The organism is Pontibacillus chungwhensis BH030062 (assembly GCF_000770675.1).
Taxonomy (GTDB): domain Bacteria; phylum Bacillota; class Bacilli; order Bacillales; family BH030062; genus Pontibacillus; species Pontibacillus chungwhensis.
On the sequence record NZ_AVBG01000014.1, the window covers coordinates 69,031 to 89,848 of the forward strand.

Sequence of the window (20,818 nt, forward strand, 5' to 3'; positions counted from 1 at the left end):
CAGTTTCAAGAAAACATGAGCCTCTTTGAGTTAGACATGAGTCACTTATGCCTAACATGAGCCAGTTCTCGCCCTAGCCAGCTCCACTCGCTCTTACTTGAGCCGGTTTTTGAAAAACATGAGCCAGTTCCCCGCCCCAGACAACAGCCTCAAATAGAAATAAGACAAAATCAATCAAAAGAAAGGAGTCGATCAGCATGATTGAATTAACAGGGTCAACTTTAACTTTAAAAGATATGCGAGATATATGCTTCCACGGAGAGAGGATTCAAATTGCTCCGGAAAGTTTAGAGAACGTTAAAAAGAGCCGTGCGGTGGTGGAGAAGATTGTGGCGGATGGCAAGACGGTTTATGGAATTAATACCGGGTTTGGGAAGTTTAGTGATGTGCGGATTCATGAGAAAGATGTGAATACATTGCAGCTTCACTTAATCCGATCGCATGCGTGTGGTGTGGGTGAGCCTTTTCCAAAGCTGGTTAGTAAAGCGATGGTAGTATTGCGGTTAAATGCTTTGTTAAAAGGGGTGTCAGGCGTTCGTCCTTGTCTTGTTGAACGGTTAAGGGACATGGTAAATATGGACATTATTCCTGTGATCCCTTCGCAAGGTTCGCTAGGTGCTTCTGGTGATCTTGCGCCTTTGTCTCATCTTGCTCTTGTACTTGTGGGAGAGGGGGAGGTCTATGATGGAGATGATACGAAATCGACGGGTGAAGTATATGTAGAGAAGGGGTTGGAGCCTCTTGAGTTAAAAGCGAAAGAGGGGTTAGCGCTCATAAACGGAACACAAGCCATGACGGCGATGGGGGTTTTGAATTATTTAAAAGCGGAGCGACTGATTGAACAGTGTGATTGGATTGCATCGATGACGCTAGAAGGACTTGAGGGCATTATCGACGCATTTCACCCGGCCATTCATGAAGCCCGGGGGTACCCTGAGCAAATACAGGTGGCAGAACGAATTCGTGCCATTACAAATGGAAGTACACTGATCACACGACAAGGGGAGAAGCGTGTTCAAGATGCATACTCCCTCCGCTGCATTCCGCAAGTTCATGGAGCATCACGGCAAAGCTTGGCTTATATAAAAGAAAAGCTCGAGATTGAAATGAATGCAGCAACCGATAACCCGCTTATTTTAGACGACGGGGCAACCGTTGTATCAGGGGGGAACTTTCACGGTCAGCCAATTGCTTTGGCGATGGATTTTATGAAGATTGCGGTAGCGGAACTTGCGAATATATCAGAGCGTAGAATCGAGCGCCTCGTCAATCCGCAGCTTAATGATTTGCCCGGATTTTTAAGTCCTGACCCTGGTCTGCAGTCTGGTGCGATGATTTTACAGTATACGGCAGCCTCTCTCGTATCAGAAAACAAGACGCTTGCTCACCCTGCAAGCGTGGATTCGATCCCCTCTTCTGCAAATCAAGAGGACCACGTGAGTATGGGCACGATTGGAGCACGGCACGCTTATCAAATCATCCTTAATGCAGAGAAAGTGCTAGCAATTGAGCTCATCTGTGCACTTCAGGCTTTAGAGTACAGAGGGATTAATAAAGCATCTAAAGCGATACAAGAATTATATCAAGAGGCGAGGGAAGAGGTTGCTTCCATTAAAGAAGATCGGGTATTTGCCCGTGATATTGAAGCGTTAACTGGGTGGCTTGAGCGAGCATCTTTTGAATGGGAGCTTGTGAGAAACGACTTGTTTCCAAACAAAGGATAAGAGACGGAGAATGGAAGGAGAGCTTGTAGGGTATTCTTTTTCATTAATGATGTAAGCAGTCCTTAGCAAGGGCTGCTTTTTATTTTAATTCATTTAAAGGAGATGAAAAATTCCTTAAAATGTTAGTAGGGTTTTGGTAAACTATGGTACGTGAAAATTTGGGAAGGAGGGGTCTTTTGGAGGTGGCTTGGTTCATTCTATCCATTGTTTTAGCTGTTCTATCTTCTGTGATCCTCAAACGATTTTTAGATAAAGGGAAATCAAGAGAGATGGTGGGGGAAGAGGTCGCTCAGGATGTGGTACGTTTTCCTGCAAAAGAAGGTAAATGGTGGAGTTCGCCTGATTTAATAATGGGGATCTATGGCTTTTTGAACCTTTATTTTGTTCTGTTCTTCAACGAGGATATTCTGCTTAAAGGAACCCAAGCCATAATCGGATTTTCCGTTGCGATAGCTCAGAATCGTAATAATAAAGAAGATTATGTCCGTTTTAAAAATGGAGTCCTTTATATTACTCGTAGCCCAGTCTTGAACCGAAAAGTCGTTGATCTTCGTTACTTGTTACGAGTGGTGGAAACCCGGAAGCATTTGTCGTTTTATCAGGAAAATGTGCGCATTGCCCGTATCTATTATGGTGAACTTCATCAAGAAGACATCCCCCGTTTAAAACAGGAGATTGGAGCGTATGTTCCGATTCGTAATGAACATTAGGCTACTCAAGTAGGGCGATAGTGTATAAAAATATAATAGAATTTTCTGTCGAATGGGCCAAAAGTCTCTGCTTTTATAGTAAAATAAGAGGATATTCAAAAAGCTAGGGGTTATACGATGGATACATTCTATTTTTTAACAGGACTTGCCGTCGGACTTTTCTTATTTAGTATGTATACCTCTTATGTCAAACATCGTTGGAAAGAAAAGAATGAAAAGGAAAAGCAAATCTATCAACTTGTTGAAAATTCAAGAGACATTATTTACATTGTTCAACTTCAACCGGAACAAAAACACATATACATCAGTCCAGCCCTTGATTCTTATTTAGGCAAGGGAATTGTAGAAGAGTCATTAGAAGATCCTTATCTCCCTTTAAAACTCATTCACCCAGATGATTTAGACACGTTAGAAAAGAAGATCACAGATCAGCTTGATTATTCAAAACCGTTTATTCAACGTTGGCGCAATCGGCTAGGGGAATACCGATGGTTTGAGGAGTATGCTTCGCCTATCTATAATGAGGACGGAGATTTGGTTGAGCTACATGGTATTCTGCGCAATATTGATGAAAAAGTTCAACTACAGCAAAACTTAGAATATCGAAGCACCCATGATGCTTTGACAGGCCTCTATAATCGGGATTACTTTGACCAATTGATGGAGAAGTATGATCAAGAGATCAATTGTGCAGTTGGGATGATTTTATGTGACTTAGACAAACTGAAGGATATGAATGACCAGTATGGCCATAAGCATGGGGATTCCTACATTCAGAAGGCTGCTGAAGTATTCCTTGAATCTACTCCTCTAAATGCGGCTGTATCAAGGGTTGGTGGAGATGAATTTACCATTTTGCTGACTGACACCACACTAGAAGAAGTCGAGTCTGTTTTTAATCAGATCCAAAAGCACGTTGATGATCACAATGAGTGTTATCCAAATTCTCGCTTGTCGTTATCTATGGGGTATGCGTTCAAAACCCATTCAACAGGCAAAATGGAGAGTCTGTTTATCGAAGCTGATCAAAGAATGTACCAACATAAACGTTCTAAAAAAGATGTTTATACGTATTCCTAACTGAAGGAGGATTATTTTTGGTAAAAAACGTACCTTTACTCATATCGATGCTGTTAATTGGTCTTGGAGCGTTAACGGTTAGTCAAAATGCACAGTTACCAGAACCACTGCATTGGGTATTAATCATTATGTCTGTGATACTCAATATGACAAGTGCAATAGGTTTGATTCTTAACCTTGGAATTCAGAAACTTTATGAAAATTAAAGTTACATAATGTTTAACCAGTTATTTTGTTTCCTAGATCTCTTCTCCGGCTCAGTCCAGTCTATACGTTGCTAAACGGGCGCTTACGCTTTTATAATAAAACGTGATAAAATAGAGGCGGATAGAAAGGCATTGGAGGAGTAGAGCTTTGAAGAAATATATAACGATTCTTGTACTAATCCCTTTACTACTACTTGGACTCTATACATTTGCTGTCATGTTCCGTGGTCCTTTTGGATTTGATGATATGCCGATTGATCACTTGGAGAAAGTGGCTGAGTACCAAGCAGATGAGGGGAACTTAACCATAAGAATTTTAGAGAAGGATGGGGCACCAACGAGTGAAAAGCTGACCTACATTGGAGCTTTGTATGAAGGAGACACGTTTGTTCGAAACGTCATCTGGATGAAGGAAGACATTCCTGTTGAGTGGACAGGTGAAGAAACGATCACCTTTACTAACGCTGATGGGGAAGAAGTCGAATTGAATGTGCTAGAAGACACGTATGACTTCAGAGGATTTCCATTATAAAAGAACGAATAAGTAGTTCAATTATTGAGGTATAAAACATACGTGTACCCAATGAATTGAGCTGCTTTTTTTATATATCGTGCTTTTAATGGTTAGAATTTTTCTATGATCGTTAAGGTTACATCTAGAAGCGAGGATCAGAGGAGGGATCCAGGTGGTGGATGAGAATAAGAAATCTGAAAAGGAAAATCCCTTTGCTTCATGTATGACCTCCATCGCAGACGGTTGTGCTGTCATTGGTTGTTTGAGTGGAGTTATTTTATTTATAGGCATTCCAGGAGTAGCTTTTCTTGTGGATAAGATTATTTAAAAACAAATCTTAATTCTCGCTTCTTTTCGCCTTAGACTATGCCGCATTTCACTCATCATGATAGACTAATAGAAAGGCATGAAATCGTTATCATATTGTGGCGACAAGGAGTGGGGTCTAGTGGAATCGATCAGAGATAATCACAAGCAAGATGTGTTCGACACGTTCTTTGAAAATGGGAACTTTTGCATCGTTGTTGTCGATCATGAAGGGCTTGTATCATATATAAATGAAAGCTATTGCCAATTTCTGAACGTTGATAAGAGGCAAGCGATTGGGAAGCATGTAACGGAGGTCATTGAGAACACGCGTATGCACCTCGTTGTGGAGACGGGGAAAGAAGAGATGGCCGATCTTCAATACATTAGAGGGAATTATATGATCGCAAATCGTATTCCTCTGCGCTCAGAGGGAAAAGTCGTTGGGGCCTTCGGGATGGTTTTGTTCCGTGATACGGAAGAGTGGCTGAAGATGAACAGTCACATACGTGATTTGCTTCTTGAGTTGAAAGCATACCGCTCACAGCGCAGGGAACAAACAGGAGCGACTTACGCTTTGCATCACATCATTAGCCAGTCACAAGAAGTTGACGTGTTAAAAGACAAGATCAAACAAGTGGCACCGAGTGATGTGTCTGTACTGCTTCGTGGAGAAAGTGGAACAGGGAAAGAGCTTTTTGCTCATAGCATTCATCATCTAAGTGAGCGAAGCAATAAACCTTTTGTCAAAGTAAACTGTGCCGCGATTCCAGAAGACCTTCTCGAGTCAGAGTTATTTGGCTATCAGGAAGGAGCTTTTACGGGGGCAAAAAAAGGCGGGAAACCAGGCAAGTTTCAGCTTGCGGATGGGGGCACGCTTTTCTTAGATGAAATTGGTGACATGCCACTCCATGCTCAGGTGAAAATACTAAGGGTGTTACAGGAAGGGGAGGTGGAAGCGATTGGTGCAACGCATCCTCAGAAAGTCAATGTCCGCATCATTGCTTCTACTCATCAGCCATTAGAAGAATTAATTCAGGACCAGCGCTTTCGTGAAGATTTATTTTACCGCATTAATGTCGTTCAGTTTCATGTGCCAGCGCTGAGGGAGCGAAAAGAGGATATTGAAGTACTAGCAAGGTCTCTCCTTCATAAAGTGACGGATAAGATCGGGAAACGGGTGGAGGATTTTGACCCGGCTGTGCATGAAGCCTTCAAGCGTTATTCCTGGCCAGGGAACGTGCGAGAATTAGAGAATGCCATTGAATCCGCCGTGCATTTAACTCGCTCTGAATCGATTGGTCTAGAGGATCTTCCCTCTTCGATTCGTACGACATCAAGTGGTTATACGGCTGGGCGTACGTTAAAGGAAAGTCTTGAAGAAGCAGAGAAGCAGGCGATTGAAGAAGCGATGGGTCATGCGGACGGAGATAAAGTGAAGGCTGCCGAGACGCTTGGAATCGGAAAATCCTCTCTCTATGAAAAAGTGAAGAAATACGGCTTATGAGTCATTCCGTAACCGTGGAAAGCCATTCCGAGAATATGGAATGGCTTTTTTAGTTGCGTTATGTAAGGGCTTACAAAATGTTTTGATATATTATGTGGAAGTATTCTGAAATTCTGGAATAGCTTAAATAGGAAGTGCGCTTTAACTAGCATTGTAGCAGGATTTCGAAAGTTGGCATGTTTTTTGCATATAAATAGGGTGAAGGGAGTGGGAAATGATGAAAGAAATGTATACATCGTTCCAAGAAGCAGTGAAAGACATTAAGGATCATGACACGATTATGGTAGGTGGCTTTGGTCTTGTTGGAATTCCGGAGAATTTAATATTAGCGTTAGTCGAGTCGAATGTGAAACACTTAACCGTTATCTCAAATAACTGTGGTGTTGACGATTGGGGACTAGGCTTACTGCTTCAGAATAAGCAGATTGATAAAATGATCGGCTCTTATGTGGGGGAGAATAAAGAATTTGAGCGTCAGGTTATTGAAGGGGAATTAGAAGTAGAGCTAGTGCCACAAGGAACACTGGCTGAGCGAATCCGTGCAGGTGGCGCTGGAATCCCTGCGTTCTATACACCAGCAGGAGTGGGTACACCGATTGCAGAGGGGCAAGAAGTGCGTACATTTGACGGGAAGGAATACTTACTTCAACATGCACTGAAAGCGGATTTCAGTTTAGTTCGTGCGGCAAAAGGTGACCGACTTGGGAACCTTGTGTATAACAAAACGGCGCGTAACTTCAACCCGATGATGGCAGCAGCCGGGAAAGTGACGATTGCTGAAGTGGAGAAGCTCGTTGAACCAGGTGCCATCGATCCAGATCACGTACATACAGCAGGCGTGTATGTTCAGGGACTGATTGAAGGGCAGCAGGAGAAGCGCATTGAACGATTAACGACAAACGCAAATGCTTAAAAGGGAGGAATTATTGTGGCTAAACAATTAGATAAAGCAGCACAGCGTGAGAAAATTGCGCGTAGAGCTGAGAAAGAAATTGAAAGCGGTTACTACGTCAATTTAGGGATTGGCATGCCGACAATGGTAGCCAACTATATTTCAGAGAATAAAGAAATGGTGCTTCAATCGGAAAACGGTCTACTTGGAATTGGACGTTACCCATATGAAGATGAAGTGGATCCGGACCTTATTAACGCAGGTAAAGAAACCGTTACGGCGGCAGTTGGAAGCGCGTATTGTGACAGTGCGGAGTCCTTCGGCATGATCCGCGGTGAGCATCTGGATCTCGCTATCTTAGGTGGAATGGAAGTCTCTGAAACAGGTGATCTCGCAAACTGGATGATTCCAGGCAAGATGATTAAAGGCATGGGTGGTGCGATGGATATTGTACACGGTGCGAAGAAGATCGTTATCATTATGGACCATGTGAACAAGCACGGGGAGCCTAAAATTTTAAAACAGTGCAGCCTTCCTCTAACAGGGAAAGGCGTTGTCGATCGTATCATTACAGAACGTGCGGTCATTGATGTAACAGATCAAGGGTTGGAACTGGTTGAACTTGCTGATGGCTGGACGGTTGAAGAGATTAAAGAATCCACAGAAGCCGAACTTAAAGTAAGCCCAAATCTATTAGAAACTGCGTACTAAGCTAGGAGGATCACGAGAATGGTAGAAAATAAAGTCGTACTCATCACAGGTTCAGCAAGTGGCATTGGATATGAAATCGGTGTTGATTTTGCTGAAAAAGGGGCAAAGGTCGTATTCAGTGATATTAATGAAGAGAAAGTTCAGGACGTTACGCGTGATCTGACTTCAAAAGGTTATGAATGCATGGGTGTGAGATGTGACGTTACGAATGAAGAAGAGTTAAAAGGGGCAATCGATCAGGCCGTAGAGCATTACGGCCGACTCGATGTTTTAATTAACAATGCTGGTCTTCAACACGTGTCGCCGATTGAAGAGTTCCCGACAGAGAAGTTTGAGTTCATGGTCAAAGTGATGCTCACAGCACCATTTATGGCAACGAAGCATGCGTTTCCGATTATGAAAGAGCAAGGATTCGGTCGCATTATTAATATGGCTTCTATTAATGGGCTGATTGGTTTTGCAGGAAAAGCCGCTTATAACAGCTCGAAGCACGGTGTGATTGGACTGACGAAAGTGTCAGCTCTAGAAGGGGCGGAACATGGCGTTACGGTCAATGCGATTTGTCCTGGGTATGTGGATACGCCGCTTGTTCGCGGACAGTTAGAAGATTTAGCAAAAACCAGGGACGTTTCCCTTGAGAAGGTATTAGAAGAAGTCATTTATCCGCTTGTGCCGCAAAAGCGCCTGCTTTCGGTGAAAGAAATAGCTGACTATACAGCGTTTCTGGCAAGTGATGCGGCAAAAGGGGTAACCGGTCAGGCTGTTGTAATGGACGGCGGATATACGGCACAATAATGGATGGGAGTGGAGACAATGGAGAATGTATATATTTTAGAGGGGGCTCGTACGCCTTTTGGAAGTTTTGGCGGGGTATTAAAAGATGTAGACCCAACTCAGCTTGGTGTTACAGCGAGTAAGGGGGCGATTGAGCGTAGTGGGATTCGAGCAGAGGATCTTGATTTTTCCGTTATGGGGAATGTCATCCATTCAGCGAAAAACGCTCCATACCTAGCTCGACATATCGCTCTTCAAGCAGGGCTTCCATATGAGAGTCCAGCCCTTGCGGTGAACCGTTTGTGTGGGTCTGGGTTACAATCTGTCATTTCAGCTGCCCAGTCGATTCAGCTTGGAGAAGGACAAGCAGCATTGGCTGGCGGGGTAGACAGTATGAGTCTTGCGCCTTATGCTTTACATGGGAGTCGGTTTGGAACGAAGTTAGGTGCACCGAAGCTTGATGACATGCTTTGGGCGGCACTGACTGACGAATATATTGGTGCAGGCATGGGTATGACTGGTGAGAACCTGGCCGATCAATATGAGGTGTCTCGTGAGGAGCAGGACGCGTATGCTGCTCGTAGTCACCAAAGTGCTGCGGCAGCACGAGAGTCAGGGAAATTTGCAGAAGAGATTGTTCCGGTCGAGTTGAAGACACGAAAAGGGACACAAGTCGTTGATACAGATGAGCATATCCGTGAAGATACAACGGCTGAGAAACTGTCTGGCCTGAAGCCTGCCTTTAAGAAAGATGGTTCCGTAACAGGCGGGAACGCGAGCGGCATTAACGACGGAGCAGGTGCAGTTGTACTTGCTGGTGAATCGTTTGTTGAGTCAAGGGGTCTGAAGCCACTTGGTCGTATTGTGTCCTGGGCAGTAGCTGGCGTTGATCCTTCCATTATGGGAATTGGTCCTGCACCAGCCATTCGAAAGGCGCTTGAGAAAGCATCCCTGAGCTTAGATGACATGAGCCTGATTGAAGTCAATGAGGCGTTTGCTTCTCAGTATATTGCGGTGGAGAAAGAGCTTGGACTTGACCGAGATAAGGTGAACGTAAATGGTGGTGCGATTGCACTTGGTCACCCGGTTGGGGCAAGTGGGACGCGTGTTTTATATACATTAATGAAAGAACTGAAACGACGAAATGAGCGGTACGGAGTCGCATCACTATGCATTGGTGGGGGCCAGGGCATTGCGATGGTCGTGGAAGTCTAACTAGCACGAGAACGATCTTAGATTGATATTGGAGGATGTAGTATGCTTGGGATTTTCTTAGGGCTTGTCGTTTTAATGGTGCTTGCCTACATAGGGTGGTCCATCCTATGGGTAGCACCTATTGCGGCAGGTGTGGTTGCTATAACAGGAGGCCTTGATGTATTAGAAGCCTACAAAGATACATATATGGGAGGGTTCGTTAACTTCGCGAAGAGCTGGTTCCCAGTCTTTATGTTGGGTGCGATTTTCGGGAAGTTGATGGAAGAGACAGGAATGGCCCGATCCGTAGCCGTTGCCATGACAAAAGTAATCGGATCACAGCGCGCGATCCTTGGTGTGTTAGCGTCTGCGGCTGTATTAACCTACGGCGGGGTGAGTTTGTTCGTTGTGGTGTTTGCGGTTTATCCGTTAGCTTTATCTTTATTCCGCGAAGCGAATATTAGTCGGAAGTTAATTCCTGCGACTGTGGCCTTAGGGGCGTTCACGTTTACGATGACGGCGTTACCGGGTTCACCTCAGATTCAAAACCTGATTCCGATGGAGTATTATAAGACAGATGCCATGGCTGCGCCCGTGATGGGAATCATTGCAGCGATCATCATGGCAGGCGGAGGTTACTTCTACCTGCGCAGACAAGAGAAGAAGCTGACGGAAAAAGGGGAAACCTTTACAGAACCGAAAGAACAAAAGGAAGAGGAGGACGTTGTGATTCCTCACTGGACGCTATCGTTTCTTCCTTTATTAACCGTATTGATTACATTGAATCTATTTGAGTTAGATGTTATTGTGGCATTAATTATTGGTATTTTACTTATTATGATTTTGAATGTATCGAAAGTTAAGCGATTCGTTGGTGCGATTAACGCAGGAGCGAGCGGATCGGTCCTTGCGATCATTAACACAAGTGCGGCTGTAGGTTTCGGTACTGTGGTAAAAGCTGTGCCAGGATTTGACCGTTTAACAGAACTGTTAATGGGCGTAAAAGGCCACCCGCTTATCTCTGAAGCGATTTCGGTTAACATTCTAGCCGGTGCAACCGGTTCCGCCTCAGGTGGTATGGGAATCGCGTTAGAAGCTCTCGGTGATAAGTATTACGAGATTGCGATGAACACAGGCGTAAGTCCAGAAGCCTTTCACCGGATTGCCTCGCTCTCATCCGGAGGATTAGATGCACTTCCGCATAACGGAGCGGTACTTACATTGTTCGCGATTACAGGCATGACGCACAAAGATAGCTATAAAGATATTTTCGTAGTTGCGATTGTCATTCCGATTCTATCTGTCGTAGCCGTTATCGCCCTTGCAGCAATGGGGATTTTATAAAGAATAAACAAAGACAGGTTACCACTTTCAGGGGTGGACCTGTCTTTTTTGTGTTTTGTGCTGTAAAGGGGTGAAGGGTGTCTGACACCCTTTAGTGCTGTGCTGTGTGAGAGTGGGGGCGGGGGGAGTGGAGTGGCTCAAGTTGGGTCGGAGCGGCTTAAGTTCGCTGAAGACGGCTCAAGTTAGGCCTGGAATGGCTTAAGTTTGAAAGATACCGGCTCAAGAGTGAAAAATAACGGCTCAAGTAAGAGCGTAACGGCTCATGTCACCCGATAATGGCTCAAAAAGAAGGATAAATGGCTCAAGTTGAAGAAAAAACGGCTCAAGCCCCGCTGGTTATCTGGCAGGGCTTTGAAGTGTGGCTCAAGTGGGGGCTTAGCGGCTCAAGTACGCGCGGGGCGGCTCAAGTTTGGTTGCGACGGCTCAAGTTCGTAGCAAACCGGCTTAAGTTTGAAAAATAACGGCTCAAGAGCTCAAAATAACGGCTCAAGTCATACAAGAGAAAGCTCAAGTCAGCCAGAAACGGCTCATAAAGGTGAAGAACTGGCTCAAGTTGAAGAGAAAACAGCTCAAGCTCAGTCCGAATGCTTGCTGGAAGTTGGAAATTTGTGTTAAGAGTTTGTATGATAAAAGATATGAATGAAATAATAACGAGGACATTCAGACATGGCCAACGAGAAAGTAGGTCTGTAGTGGTTGCTGGTCTGCTCATTCCTCGTATCCTTATTGGAGGGGAAGCAAGTGAAAAAGGTGCTCTTATCCCTTGTAGGAGTGGTGTTTTCACTCCTTGTTCCGAGTTCTGTCCCTGCTTCTTCTCGTGCGTTTGATGGCATAACATCCTATCAAATCTACTATGATACGGTTTCTGAGAAAATTGAAAGGGACATGAAGCACTATGATCTTGTCATTTTAGAACCACGTGAAGTTACAAAAGAGCAAGTTTCTCGCATTCAAGAAAATGGGACGATGGTTCTGGGCTACGTCAATGTATTGGAAGCTGATGAATGGAATCGTGAAGTGATGAACCAGCTTAAAGCAGAGGATTTCTTTTATCGAGACGGTAAAAGGGTCTTCTTTCCTAAATGGAATTCGTATTTGATGGATCTGACCTCGCCCCATTATCAATCTATCTTGAGAAAAGATATGAAAGTTCAAGTCATTGATAAAGGATTTGATGGCATCTTTCTGGATACGGTTGGTGATATTGACGATCAGCACGCTCATGATAAAAACGAGTTAAAAGCGCAACGAAAGGCTTACGTCGAATTTTTGAAGTTTGTCAGGCGGGAGTATGGTTCCATTCCAATTATTCAGAACTGGGGGTTCAGTACGTTAGCTGACGTTTCTGCTCCCTATGTGAACGGAATCATGTGGGAGAGGTTCGAATACAATGTTGTTCAGGATGCATGGAGTCAGGATCGTATTGATGAATTGATAGAGCTACGTGAAAGCTATGGTGTGGATGTATTTACCGTCTCTTACGAAAATGAAGAGAAAAGCACCGCTTATGCAAGAGAGTTCGGCTTTATTCACACTCACGAACCAAACTATTACAATCAGTGGACCTACTAGCCTTCCTAATTATATAGGAGGGCTTTTTTACATATAACCTAAAAGATATAGAGTGAGCCAAATGAAACTACCTATTTTTGTAAGTATGTAATACAATAGTCTTACATGAATGGAATTGAGAATTAAGTCCTATGTAAATCTATGAAAACATATACTCAAGTTAAGAACAGGTAATTCATAAGAGAAGGTGTGAACGAGAATGGAGACGATACTGGTAACAGGTGGTGCAGGGTTTATTGGTTCGCATGTATGTGTGGAATTGGTGGAAGCGGGTTTTAGAGTCGTTGTAATTGATAATTTCGTCAATAGTACACCAGAAGCACTAGACAGAATCGCATCTATTACTGGGGAACGAGTTCATTTTATGGAAGTCGACATGACGGACTCCGGTTCACTTGATGAAGTCTTTCTGACATATTCTATTGATGCGGTTATTCATCTGGCAGGCTTAAAAGCAGTGGGAGACTCGGTAATCAACCCACTTCGATATTACCTTAATAACCTATCTTCGCTTCTCCACTTATGTGAATGTATGCAGAAATACCACGTTCATCGACTTGTATTTAGTTCTTCTGCAACGGTATATGGGCCGCCTCAACACGTCCCGATAAAAGAAACGCATCCAGTGCAAACGGAAAACCCTTACGGCAGAACCAAGCATATGTCTGAACAAATCCTGAGAGATTTTCAACGTTCCTACTTTCCTATGAAAATCGTAATCTTACGCTATTTTAATCCAATTGGTGCTCATCCTAGTGGTTTAATCGGCGAGAACCCGACTGGTGTACCGAATAACATTATGCCTTACATGACAGAAGTGGCGATTGGGAAGTTACCTGTGCTTCAAGTATTCGGTAACGACTATCCTACTAGAGACGGCACATGTATACGAGACTATGTTCATATCACAGACCTTGCTAAGGGCCACGTGAAAGGAATTGAAGCGATAGATAGCATGGAGCCAAGTGTCGCGGTTTACAACCTAGGTACTGGCGAAGGAACCACGGTTAAGGAACTTCTTCATACGTTTGAACACGTCACTGAAACAAAAATTCCTTTTACGATTACCGATCGACGTCCGGGTGATGTGGCGGTTTCCTACGCAGATGTAAGAGCAGCAGAGAGAGAGTTAGGATGGAAGGCCACAAAAGGGATAGAAGACATGTGCAGAGATGCATGGAGGTGGCAACATCGTAATCCAGCAGGCTACGTGAAGAATTGATCACGAATATGGGGTGAGGGGATGTTTTACAGACAAGACCGTTTATGGTTGAAGATCGTAGAAGTAGTAGGCGTTTTTGCTCTGATCGTTTTAATAGACTTGGTAACAGGAGGAGAAATCGTTTCCTCTATTCCTGGCATATTACTTCTTTTTGTACTACTGGCGGCTTTACGGTACGGGGTAAATACAGGGTTATTAGCCTTTTTATTACTTGGGGTATATCGACTGTTTTATAGTTGGCTCTCTGGAGAAGACGTTCTTTTACTCTTTTATGAGACCGACTCCCTCATAGCGTTTATGTGGTTGCTCTATGTTGCATTAATTGCGGGGTTATTCAGCACATCATACAGAGAAAAGTACGAGAGTCTTCAATTTCATAAAGAAGAAATAGAGGATGAGAATGAATACTTAAAAGAGACGGTGGATTTACTTGAAGAAACGCAACGTATGTTGCAAACGAAGGTATTGGAATCAGACCATTCCTTATCAAGAATTTATCAGGTAGGTATCGCACTTGATCAAGATCACCCTGAGCTGATTCGAAGTGAGGCCCTTAACGTTTTTCGTGAAGTCTTTAAAGCAAAACAAATGGCGATTTACCATGTGGACCAATCTCAGCGTGCTCTTCGTCTTCTTATAAAGCACGATGAGGAGAATCAGCTAAGGCAAACCATCTTAATTGAGGATCGTTCCTCAATGTACAAGCGTATGTTTCAGGGGAGAACAATAACTATCCGAAATATAGAGGACCCGGAAGATTCCCCTGTACTCCTGGCTCCGCTCACGTTTGAGGGGGAGATTAGAGAAATCGTCCTATTACAAGACATAGAGTTTCATTCCATTACGGCTCATCAAATGCAAGTTCTTTCCCTTGTATTGGATTGGATGTCAAGCCGCTTACAAAAAGCCTATACACTACAGCTGGAGAAAGAAAAGCCGAAGATGTTCTCAGGTACAGGTGTCTATAAAAAGCAGTTCTTTAACGAGCTAATTGAGATGGAAGAAAAGAAAGCCAAAGAGTTTGGCCTCCCCTATTTAATCGGAAAGATTCGTCTGAAATCAACGGTTGATGTTCCTATTATCGAAGCGGAAATGATGATTCGATCTCATATTCGTGAAATCGATCGACTAGGGTACGATGCGGGTAAAAATGAATTGTGGTTCCTATTCCCGGGTACCGAGCCAGCTGCGCGTGAAGTCGTCTTCCCACGTATTGAAACGGTGTTAAGACAGAAAGGGGTCGTCTACGATGCTTGACCTCATGTTGTCCCCTTGGGTATGGGTACTTTTCTTTATCCTTCATGCCATAGTCGTGCTAGTCCTGCTCATTCTCTTAAAAGATCGTTTTGATGGAAACGAGCAAGCTGTGGTGGTTTGGGTAGGATTAGTTAGCTGTTTCATGCCTCTCTTAGGAGAGCTGATAGGGCTCCTTACTTGGTTTTTAGCTAAGCGGTTTACAAGCGAAGAGATTTTTGAGGATTATGATGAATACGTTTCCTATGATGTCTTAAATCTTGAACCCATTCGACATGAAGCCAAAAGGAGTGTCGATCTCCTGCCTTTGTCAGAATCATTGACGCTTGGGACGTTTGCCAATCGGAAAAACTCAATTCTTCAATATATTTCAGAAGGGGTCAGTCATCAAGGCAAATACTTGTGGATGGGATTATTGAATGAAGATCATGAGACCGTTCATTACTCGGCAACATTAATGAATACCCTCGTTGATCAGCATGAACGGGAACTATCGTTAGCGAAAGAGAAAGCCCAGTCCAACGATCTTGAATCCTTAAAGCGTCTTCATCATGCGTACGCACGTTTGATTGACAGTGAGGTGCTCTCTCCTGCTGTACGAAAGCAAAAAGAAGAAATGTGGTTAAGTTTTTTACTTTCTATCGTGCTCTTATACCCAGATGAACCTTGGATTTATGAAGGGCTTGGAGATTGTAGCAATCGCCTTTTGGATCATCAGGATGCTGTTTTGTACTACCAGCAGCTAATCGAACTTTCCCCGTCGTATGCCAAAGGATACACGAAACTTCTAAAGGCTTATTATGAAAACCATAATTGGTCTGGAATGAAGCAGGTGATTCAGTTGAGCGAGAAGTATGTTGACCCAGAGGACTTATCAGAAGATGACTTATTTGTTCTACAGGTACTAGGAGGGAAAGTGATGTGAGAAATATTCACTCTACACTTGCAGCGATTATTTTAATTTTACTTCTATGCGTTGCGGTTTTGCAGTGGGGGAGGGTAACGGCTGTTTATAAATGGTTTCCTCTATCTGATCAAGAAGAGCAACGATTTCCTACGATGAGCACTGATCTGACAGAACAACCAGGAACACCATTACAGATTAGCCTGCTAGAGAACGACAGCGTCGACTCAAAGGCAGCAATCAAAAACCTTCGCTACGCGCTTCAATATGCGAAGGTTCCTTTTCAGACAATAAAAGAAGAAGACCTCTCCTCCCTTGAACCAAGCCCTCATCATATTTTAATCGTAGCAGGAGAACATGCGAGAGGATGGCCTTATGAGGTAATCGAATCATTCGTAAACCGTGGAGGAAGGCTAATGGTGGCGTTACGCTATGGAGGAGTGAGGCAGGAGTGGAATGATCTTGTAGGAATCGATAGCTCCAACGGGTTCCTCCAAGCTCCTCAAAAGGGTCTGACGTTTGAAAGGTCTCTTTTCCCAGGCTATCCCAACCTAACACCGGAACAGAAGCTTTTCTCTCATAGTCTATTAGATCTTACATTAAAAGAAGAAGCGGAACTTTATCTATCGGTGAATGACCACCCTGTCATGTGGACATACGACTATGGGAAAGGGAAAGTGGGGTATTGGAACACGACCATTACAAAAGATAAAGGCGCTAGAGGCCTCCTCTTGCAGTCTCTATCGCTATTACCACCTGCCTTTGTCATGCACCAGGCTGGTATCAAGATTAGCTACTTGGATGACTTTCCTTCCCCAATTGAAGATAGAACGGTAGAAGATATGGAGTACGATGAATTTGTGAAAAACGTTTGGTGGAAAAGCATGCAGGAGTTGCAAGATGACTATGATCTTATTTATACAGGAGCGCTCATCGGTACGTATGAAAAGCGCCAACGATTAGAGGCGGAAGAGTTAATTGAATTAAGAGAATTTCCGATGGTGTACTACGGCCGTCAGATTTTGAATGGAGGCGGGGAACTTGCGCTGCACGGATACAATCACCAGCCACTTGTGGTCAGGGAAGATGAGATCCCTATTGATGAAGGGCATGATTACGTTCCATGGAAGCGAAAATCGATGATGAAGAAGAAGCTGAGGCAAACGGAAGAACTTTTTCATCATTATTTTCCTGAAAAAGAGTTCCAATCTTACGTCCCTCCTTCAAACATATTAGGCCCGACAGGATTGGACGCGCTCGTAGAGTCTCTACCATCTTTGAACGTGGTGGCTTCCCTTTATTACGGAGAGAAAGGAGGAGAGTCGTTTATTCAGGAATTTGAGTTTGATAAAAAATATCCTGAGCTTTATCACTTTCCTAGGACGGCGAGTGGTCACGGGGATACGGCGGAGGATTTCTTCTTAATGACTGATGCGATGGCGAACCTTGGAGTATTCTCTCATTTTATTCATCCAGATGACCGCACGGATCCTGATCGTGCAGGAGGGAGGGATTGGAAGGAGATGAGAGAAGATTTGGATGCGATGTATACTTTCCTCTCCACTCACTTTCCATATTTAGAAGGCCTCACCCAACAACAAGCAAGGGAGAAGCTAGTAACCTATCAGCAATCTACAATCGATGTTCGCTACAAGGAGGATACAATCACCATCTCTGGTGAACACATGTTAGACCCGTCCATTGCTCTTGTTCGACTTCAAGTGGGAAAACACCTCGAGACAGGAGAATTCTCGTTTGGAAAAGTAGAGGATATGGGGGATTCGTCTAACTTGTATATGATCACGCTTCGCAAACCATCTGTCACGCTTGAGATAAAGGAGGGCGGTTTATGAGAATCGGCCTAATTGTTGAGGGCAGTTACCCTTATGTAAGCGGTGGGGTTTCAAGTTGGGTGCACACGATCATTCGACAAATGCCTCATCATGAATTTCATATCATATCCATTAATCCTTCTTCTTACACGGAAGAGGACATGCAGTATCGGTTGCCCCCAAATGTCACAGGTCTTCATAACCTCATCCTGAATCAAGATCAGAAGAAGCGCTCCAAGAAGCGATTTGTTTTAGAAGACAGAGACGTTCAATCTCTTGAGAAATGGTTGATGTTTGAGGAAGTTGACACGAATGCCTTGTTCGTGATGGGGGAGGTTATTCCTTCAAGCGACCGCTACTTCACGAGCCGTGCGTTCTATGAAATGGTGAAAAAGAGTTATCACCTTGAACCGCACCACGGATCCTTTATCGATTTTCTATGGATGTGGCGTGGGATGTTTGAACCCGTTATCAGGCTTTTGCAACAAGAAGTTCCTGAGGTTGACCTCGTCCATAGCGCTTCAACGGGCTATGCAGGTCTGCTCGGAGCTTATATGGCGAAGGGTCAACGTATCCCCTTTTACGTAACAGAACACGGAATCTACTCCCGTGAGCGGGAGGAAGAGATTTTGAAGGCGTCCTGGATTCCGTCTTTTTATAAGAAACATTGGATTAATTTCTTCCATCACCTCTCAAGGCAAGCATACAAAGAGGCCGATCAAATCCTTACGTTGTTTGAGAATAATCAGAATCACCAACTGGAAATCGGAGCGGATCCAGAGAAGGTAGCTATTATTCCCAATGGAGTGGATTATGAGAGGCTATCACGACTTCCTAGTAACGAAACGGAGCGCCCGTTTCGAATTGGTGCGATTATTCGAATTGTTCCTATAAAAGATGTGAAAACCATGATTACGGCTGCCAAAATTTTAGAGCAAAGAGGTCGAGATTTCGAATGGATCATAATGGGACCTCTCGACGAAGACGAAGAATACACGAGTAAGTGCCAGATTTTAATTAAGCAAAATGGACTTCAGAATAAGGTGAAACTTATGGGGAAAGTTGATATTGCTGATTACTTGCCAACGTTTGATATCGGGGTCTTAACAAGTATCTCAGAAGGGCAGCCACTAGCCGTCTTAGAAGGGATGTCAGCAGGGTTGCCGTTTGTTGTAACAGATGTTGGCGGGTGTTCTGAGCTCATCTATGGAAGGGACGATGATCCATTTGGTCCAGCCGGTTTCGTCGTGCCCCCTGTTCATCCTGATCTTGTAGCAGACAGGATCGAATGGCTTATGGATTACCCAAAAGAACGGAATCATTTCGGGGAAAACGGACAAAAACGCGTGGCAGCTTTTTATCAATATCATCATATGATTGATCAATACCGAGAACTCTACCAAACAGGAGGGACCGTTTATGGCGGGCATCGGATTTAAACTACAAAAACTCTTTCAAGAAGATTACTATTCTTCTAGATTTAAAGCCTATGCCTTTGCGGGTCTGGTCACCTCTGGACCATGGCTGATCGTCCTTGTGGCGATTACGCTTATTCAATGGCTATCTTCCCTCGTGTCTGGTATAGACCTCGAAGAACGAGAGCTCTTCACACTGTCTGTCGCTTATTGCTTTATCTTTTCACAAGTCATCCTAGGCATACAACACCTAATCGTCACCCGATACGTCGCGGATTTATTTTATGAAAAATTGTACGACCGCATCTTCCCAACCTTCCTCGGTGTTAGCAAAATAACGATCCTTTTCTCGCTAATCGTCTGGCTAGTTTTTGTATTCTACTCTCCTCTTCATTTAGGTTATAAGCTTGTTCTTTTAACATTGTTTATGACCCTTAACCTAATTTGGGTCATGTTCATTTTCTTAAGCGCAGCGAAGTATTACCAAGCGGTAGCTTACAGTTTCTTAGTTGGTGGGGGTGTGGGCGTTTTGTCCATTCTGCTTATCCCACTCGTCCCCGAATCGTTTCGCATTTCAATGTCTCTTCTGATGCTTCTCGGGTTTACGTTAGGCATGGTGATGACGCTCTTTGGATTGGTATTCTCCATGCTTATTACCTTTCCAAATCGAAATCGGGAGGATCAGTTTTCATACTTGGAGTACTATGATCGTTTCCCTGCTTTATTTGGAGCTGGATTCTTGTATAACGCAGGAATCTGGGTGTGCAACTGGGTCATATGGTTTGGAGAAGGCGGCACGGTTGTTGCTGGAACGTTTCTGACCAACCGTCTATATGATACGGCGATCTTTTGGTCTTATTTAACGATTATTCCAACACTCATTATCTTCGTTGTGTCCGTGGAAACACGATTCTACGAGCGCTACCGAACCTTTTATGGATTTGTTAATCAAGGTGGCACCTATAACCAAATAGAGCGAGCCAAAGATAAAATGAATCACGTTTTGCGCCAGGAGATGGCTCGGCTTCTGCGGAGTCAAGGAGTTGTTTCGTTCCTGGCTATCCTGTTCTCAGCCTGGTTCGTAGCCTGGGTAGGAATGGACCGTGAGATCGGTGAAATCTTCCGGATCACAACCATTGGCGCCTTCTCAAACGCCATGGTTCTCGTCATCACGTTACTGCTGTTGTATTTCGATGATCAAAAAGGAGCGGTATGGACGAGTGGCTTGTTCTTCACGCTGAATGGATTATTGTCTTGGATCCTGCTACCTGGAGGAATTGACTGGTATGGGGTCGGCTTTGCATTAGGCTCGACCTCAGCCTTCCTATTCGCAGGCGCCCGTCTTATCTATTTCCTTCGCGAAGTCGATTATTACACCTTTTGCAGACCAGCAGAGCATGATGGAGGAGACTGGTTTGAGAGATTGGGTGAGCGGTTGAATCGGATTCGGGTTTTTTAGGTGGGGGGCGGCTTAAGTTTGGGCGGAGTGGTTCGAGTTTGGGGAGACCGGCTCAAGTTGGGGCGGAGTGGCTCAAGTTTGGGGAGGAGTGGCTCAAGTTGGGGCGGAGTGACTCAAGTTCGGGGAGACCGGCTCAAGTTGGGGCGAACTGACTCAAGTTCGTTGCAAAATGACTCAAGTTTAAAAGAAATCGGCTCA

General features: G+C 44.1%; 20 protein-coding genes. All 20 read left to right on the forward strand.

Translation table 11 applies throughout. From position 1 onward, the window contains the following. The first annotated feature begins 197 nt into the window (after positions 1-197). Complete coding sequence (hutH, locus tag N780_RS15870; protein ID WP_052115124.1) at positions 198-1,724, forward strand: histidine ammonia-lyase; 1,527 nt, start codon at positions 198-200, stop codon at positions 1,722-1,724. 182 nt (positions 1,725-1,906) lie between these two features. Then, positions 1,907-2,434 carry a hypothetical protein gene (locus tag N780_RS15875; RefSeq protein ID WP_156969209.1) on the forward strand — a complete coding sequence of 176 codons (528 nt, stop codon included), beginning with the start codon at positions 1,907-1,909 and terminating at the stop codon, positions 2,432-2,434. Positions 2,435-2,551: 117 nt separating this feature from the next. Continuing rightward, entirely contained in the window at positions 2,552-3,514 is a 963-nt protein-coding gene (locus tag N780_RS15880; protein WP_036786390.1) for a sensor domain-containing diguanylate cyclase, read from the forward strand. 17 nt (positions 3,515-3,531) lie between these two features. Beyond that, a complete protein-coding gene (locus N780_RS15885) occupies positions 3,532-3,720 on the forward strand; it encodes a hypothetical protein (RefSeq protein WP_036786392.1) in 189 nt (62 codons plus the stop codon). Positions 3,721-3,868: 148 nt separating this feature from the next. Further along, on the forward strand, positions 3,869-4,252 hold the full coding sequence (locus tag N780_RS15890) for a hypothetical protein (protein ID WP_036786394.1): 384 nt from the start codon (positions 3,869-3,871) through the stop codon (positions 4,250-4,252). A gap of 154 nt (positions 4,253-4,406) precedes the next feature. Next, the gene (locus N780_RS19960; RefSeq protein WP_156969210.1) at positions 4,407-4,562 is read left to right on the forward strand and encodes a hypothetical protein; all 156 of its coding nucleotides are present in this window, start codon (positions 4,407-4,409) and stop codon (positions 4,560-4,562) included. Between the two features lie 120 nt (positions 4,563-4,682). Next, on the forward strand, positions 4,683-6,047 hold the full coding sequence (locus N780_RS15895) for a sigma-54 interaction domain-containing protein (RefSeq protein ID WP_036786396.1): 1,365 nt from the start codon (positions 4,683-4,685) through the stop codon (positions 6,045-6,047). A 217-nt stretch (positions 6,048-6,264) separates the two neighbouring features. Then, a complete protein-coding gene (locus tag N780_RS15900) occupies positions 6,265-6,960 on the forward strand; it encodes a CoA transferase subunit A (RefSeq protein WP_036786398.1) in 696 nt (231 codons plus the stop codon). A 15-nt stretch (positions 6,961-6,975) separates the two neighbouring features. Further along, positions 6,976-7,650 (forward strand): CoA transferase subunit B, encoded by a 675-nt coding sequence (locus tag N780_RS15905; RefSeq protein ID WP_036786400.1) that lies wholly within the window; start codon positions 6,976-6,978, stop codon positions 7,648-7,650. Positions 7,651-7,668: 18 nt separating this feature from the next. Then, the gene (locus N780_RS15910) at positions 7,669-8,445 is read left to right on the forward strand and encodes a 3-hydroxybutyrate dehydrogenase (protein ID WP_036786403.1); all 777 of its coding nucleotides are present in this window, start codon (positions 7,669-7,671) and stop codon (positions 8,443-8,445) included. 18 nt (positions 8,446-8,463) lie between these two features. Further along, entirely contained in the window at positions 8,464-9,639 is a 1,176-nt protein-coding gene (locus N780_RS15915) for a thiolase family protein (protein WP_036786405.1), read from the forward strand. A gap of 42 nt (positions 9,640-9,681) precedes the next feature. Continuing rightward, complete coding sequence (locus N780_RS15920) at positions 9,682-10,962, forward strand: GntP family permease (protein ID WP_036786407.1); 1,281 nt, start codon at positions 9,682-9,684, stop codon at positions 10,960-10,962. Positions 10,963-11,258: 296 nt separating this feature from the next. Then, positions 11,259-11,423 carry a hypothetical protein gene (locus N780_RS19965; protein WP_156969211.1) on the forward strand — a complete coding sequence of 55 codons (165 nt, stop codon included), beginning with the start codon at positions 11,259-11,261 and terminating at the stop codon, positions 11,421-11,423. Between the two features lie 280 nt (positions 11,424-11,703). Beyond that, the gene (locus tag N780_RS15925) at positions 11,704-12,534 is read left to right on the forward strand and encodes a glycoside hydrolase family 191 protein (RefSeq protein ID WP_036786409.1); all 831 of its coding nucleotides are present in this window, start codon (positions 11,704-11,706) and stop codon (positions 12,532-12,534) included. A gap of 199 nt (positions 12,535-12,733) precedes the next feature. Continuing rightward, the gene (galE, locus tag N780_RS15930) at positions 12,734-13,756 is read left to right on the forward strand and encodes a UDP-glucose 4-epimerase GalE (protein WP_036786411.1); all 1,023 of its coding nucleotides are present in this window, start codon (positions 12,734-12,736) and stop codon (positions 13,754-13,756) included. 21 nt (positions 13,757-13,777) lie between these two features. Beyond that, positions 13,778-15,013, forward strand: a complete 1,236-nt coding sequence (locus tag N780_RS15935; RefSeq protein WP_052115125.1) for a tunnelling fold family protein — start codon at positions 13,778-13,780, stop codon at positions 15,011-15,013. Beyond that, complete coding sequence (locus N780_RS15940) at positions 15,006-15,935, forward strand: tetratricopeptide repeat protein (RefSeq protein WP_036786414.1); 930 nt, start codon at positions 15,006-15,008, stop codon at positions 15,933-15,935. The genes N780_RS15935 and N780_RS15940 overlap by 8 nt, the downstream gene beginning before the upstream one ends. Next, positions 15,932-17,767, forward strand: coding sequence for a DUF2194 domain-containing protein (locus tag N780_RS15945; RefSeq protein WP_036786416.1), 1,836 nt, complete (start codon positions 15,932-15,934; stop codon positions 17,765-17,767). Before N780_RS15940 ends, N780_RS15945 begins: the two co-directional genes overlap by 4 nt. Then, positions 17,764-19,185, forward strand: coding sequence for a GT4 family glycosyltransferase PelF (gene pelF, locus N780_RS15950; protein WP_036786418.1), 1,422 nt, complete (start codon positions 17,764-17,766; stop codon positions 19,183-19,185). The genes N780_RS15945 and pelF overlap by 4 nt, the downstream gene beginning before the upstream one ends. After that, positions 19,166-20,620, forward strand: coding sequence for an exopolysaccharide Pel transporter PelG (gene pelG / locus N780_RS15955; RefSeq protein ID WP_036786420.1), 1,455 nt, complete (start codon positions 19,166-19,168; stop codon positions 20,618-20,620). Before pelF ends, pelG begins: the two co-directional genes overlap by 20 nt. Positions 20,621-20,818 lie beyond the last annotated feature (198 nt).

Bases quoted from the DNA above. Each gene is read 5' to 3' on its own strand.
- hutH (WP_052115124.1), top strand. From the start codon at position 198: ATGATTGAATTAACAGGGTCAACTTTAACTTTAAAAGATATGCGAGAT.
- N780_RS15880 (WP_036786390.1), top strand. From the start codon at position 2,552: ATGGATACATTCTATTTTTTAACAGGACTTGCCGTCGGACTTTTCTTA.
- N780_RS15900 (WP_036786398.1), top strand. From the start codon at position 6,265: ATGAAAGAAATGTATACATCGTTCCAAGAAGCAGTGAAAGACATTAAG.
- N780_RS15910 (WP_036786403.1), top strand. From the start codon at position 7,669: ATGGTAGAAAATAAAGTCGTACTCATCACAGGTTCAGCAAGTGGCATT.
- N780_RS15915 (WP_036786405.1), top strand. From the start codon at position 8,464: ATGGAGAATGTATATATTTTAGAGGGGGCTCGTACGCCTTTTGGAAGT.
- N780_RS15920 (WP_036786407.1), top strand. From the start codon at position 9,682: ATGCTTGGGATTTTCTTAGGGCTTGTCGTTTTAATGGTGCTTGCCTAC.
- N780_RS19965 (WP_156969211.1), top strand. From the start codon at position 11,259: ATGGCTCAAGTTGAAGAAAAAACGGCTCAAGCCCCGCTGGTTATCTGG.
- galE (WP_036786411.1), top strand. From the start codon at position 12,734: ATGGAGACGATACTGGTAACAGGTGGTGCAGGGTTTATTGGTTCGCAT.
- N780_RS15935 (WP_052115125.1), top strand. From the start codon at position 13,778: ATGTTTTACAGACAAGACCGTTTATGGTTGAAGATCGTAGAAGTAGTA.
- N780_RS15940 (WP_036786414.1), top strand. From the start codon at position 15,006: ATGCTTGACCTCATGTTGTCCCCTTGGGTATGGGTACTTTTCTTTATC.
- pelF (WP_036786418.1), top strand. From the start codon at position 17,764: ATGAGAATCGGCCTAATTGTTGAGGGCAGTTACCCTTATGTAAGCGGT.
- pelG (WP_036786420.1), top strand. From the start codon at position 19,166: ATGGCGGGCATCGGATTTAAACTACAAAAACTCTTTCAAGAAGATTAC.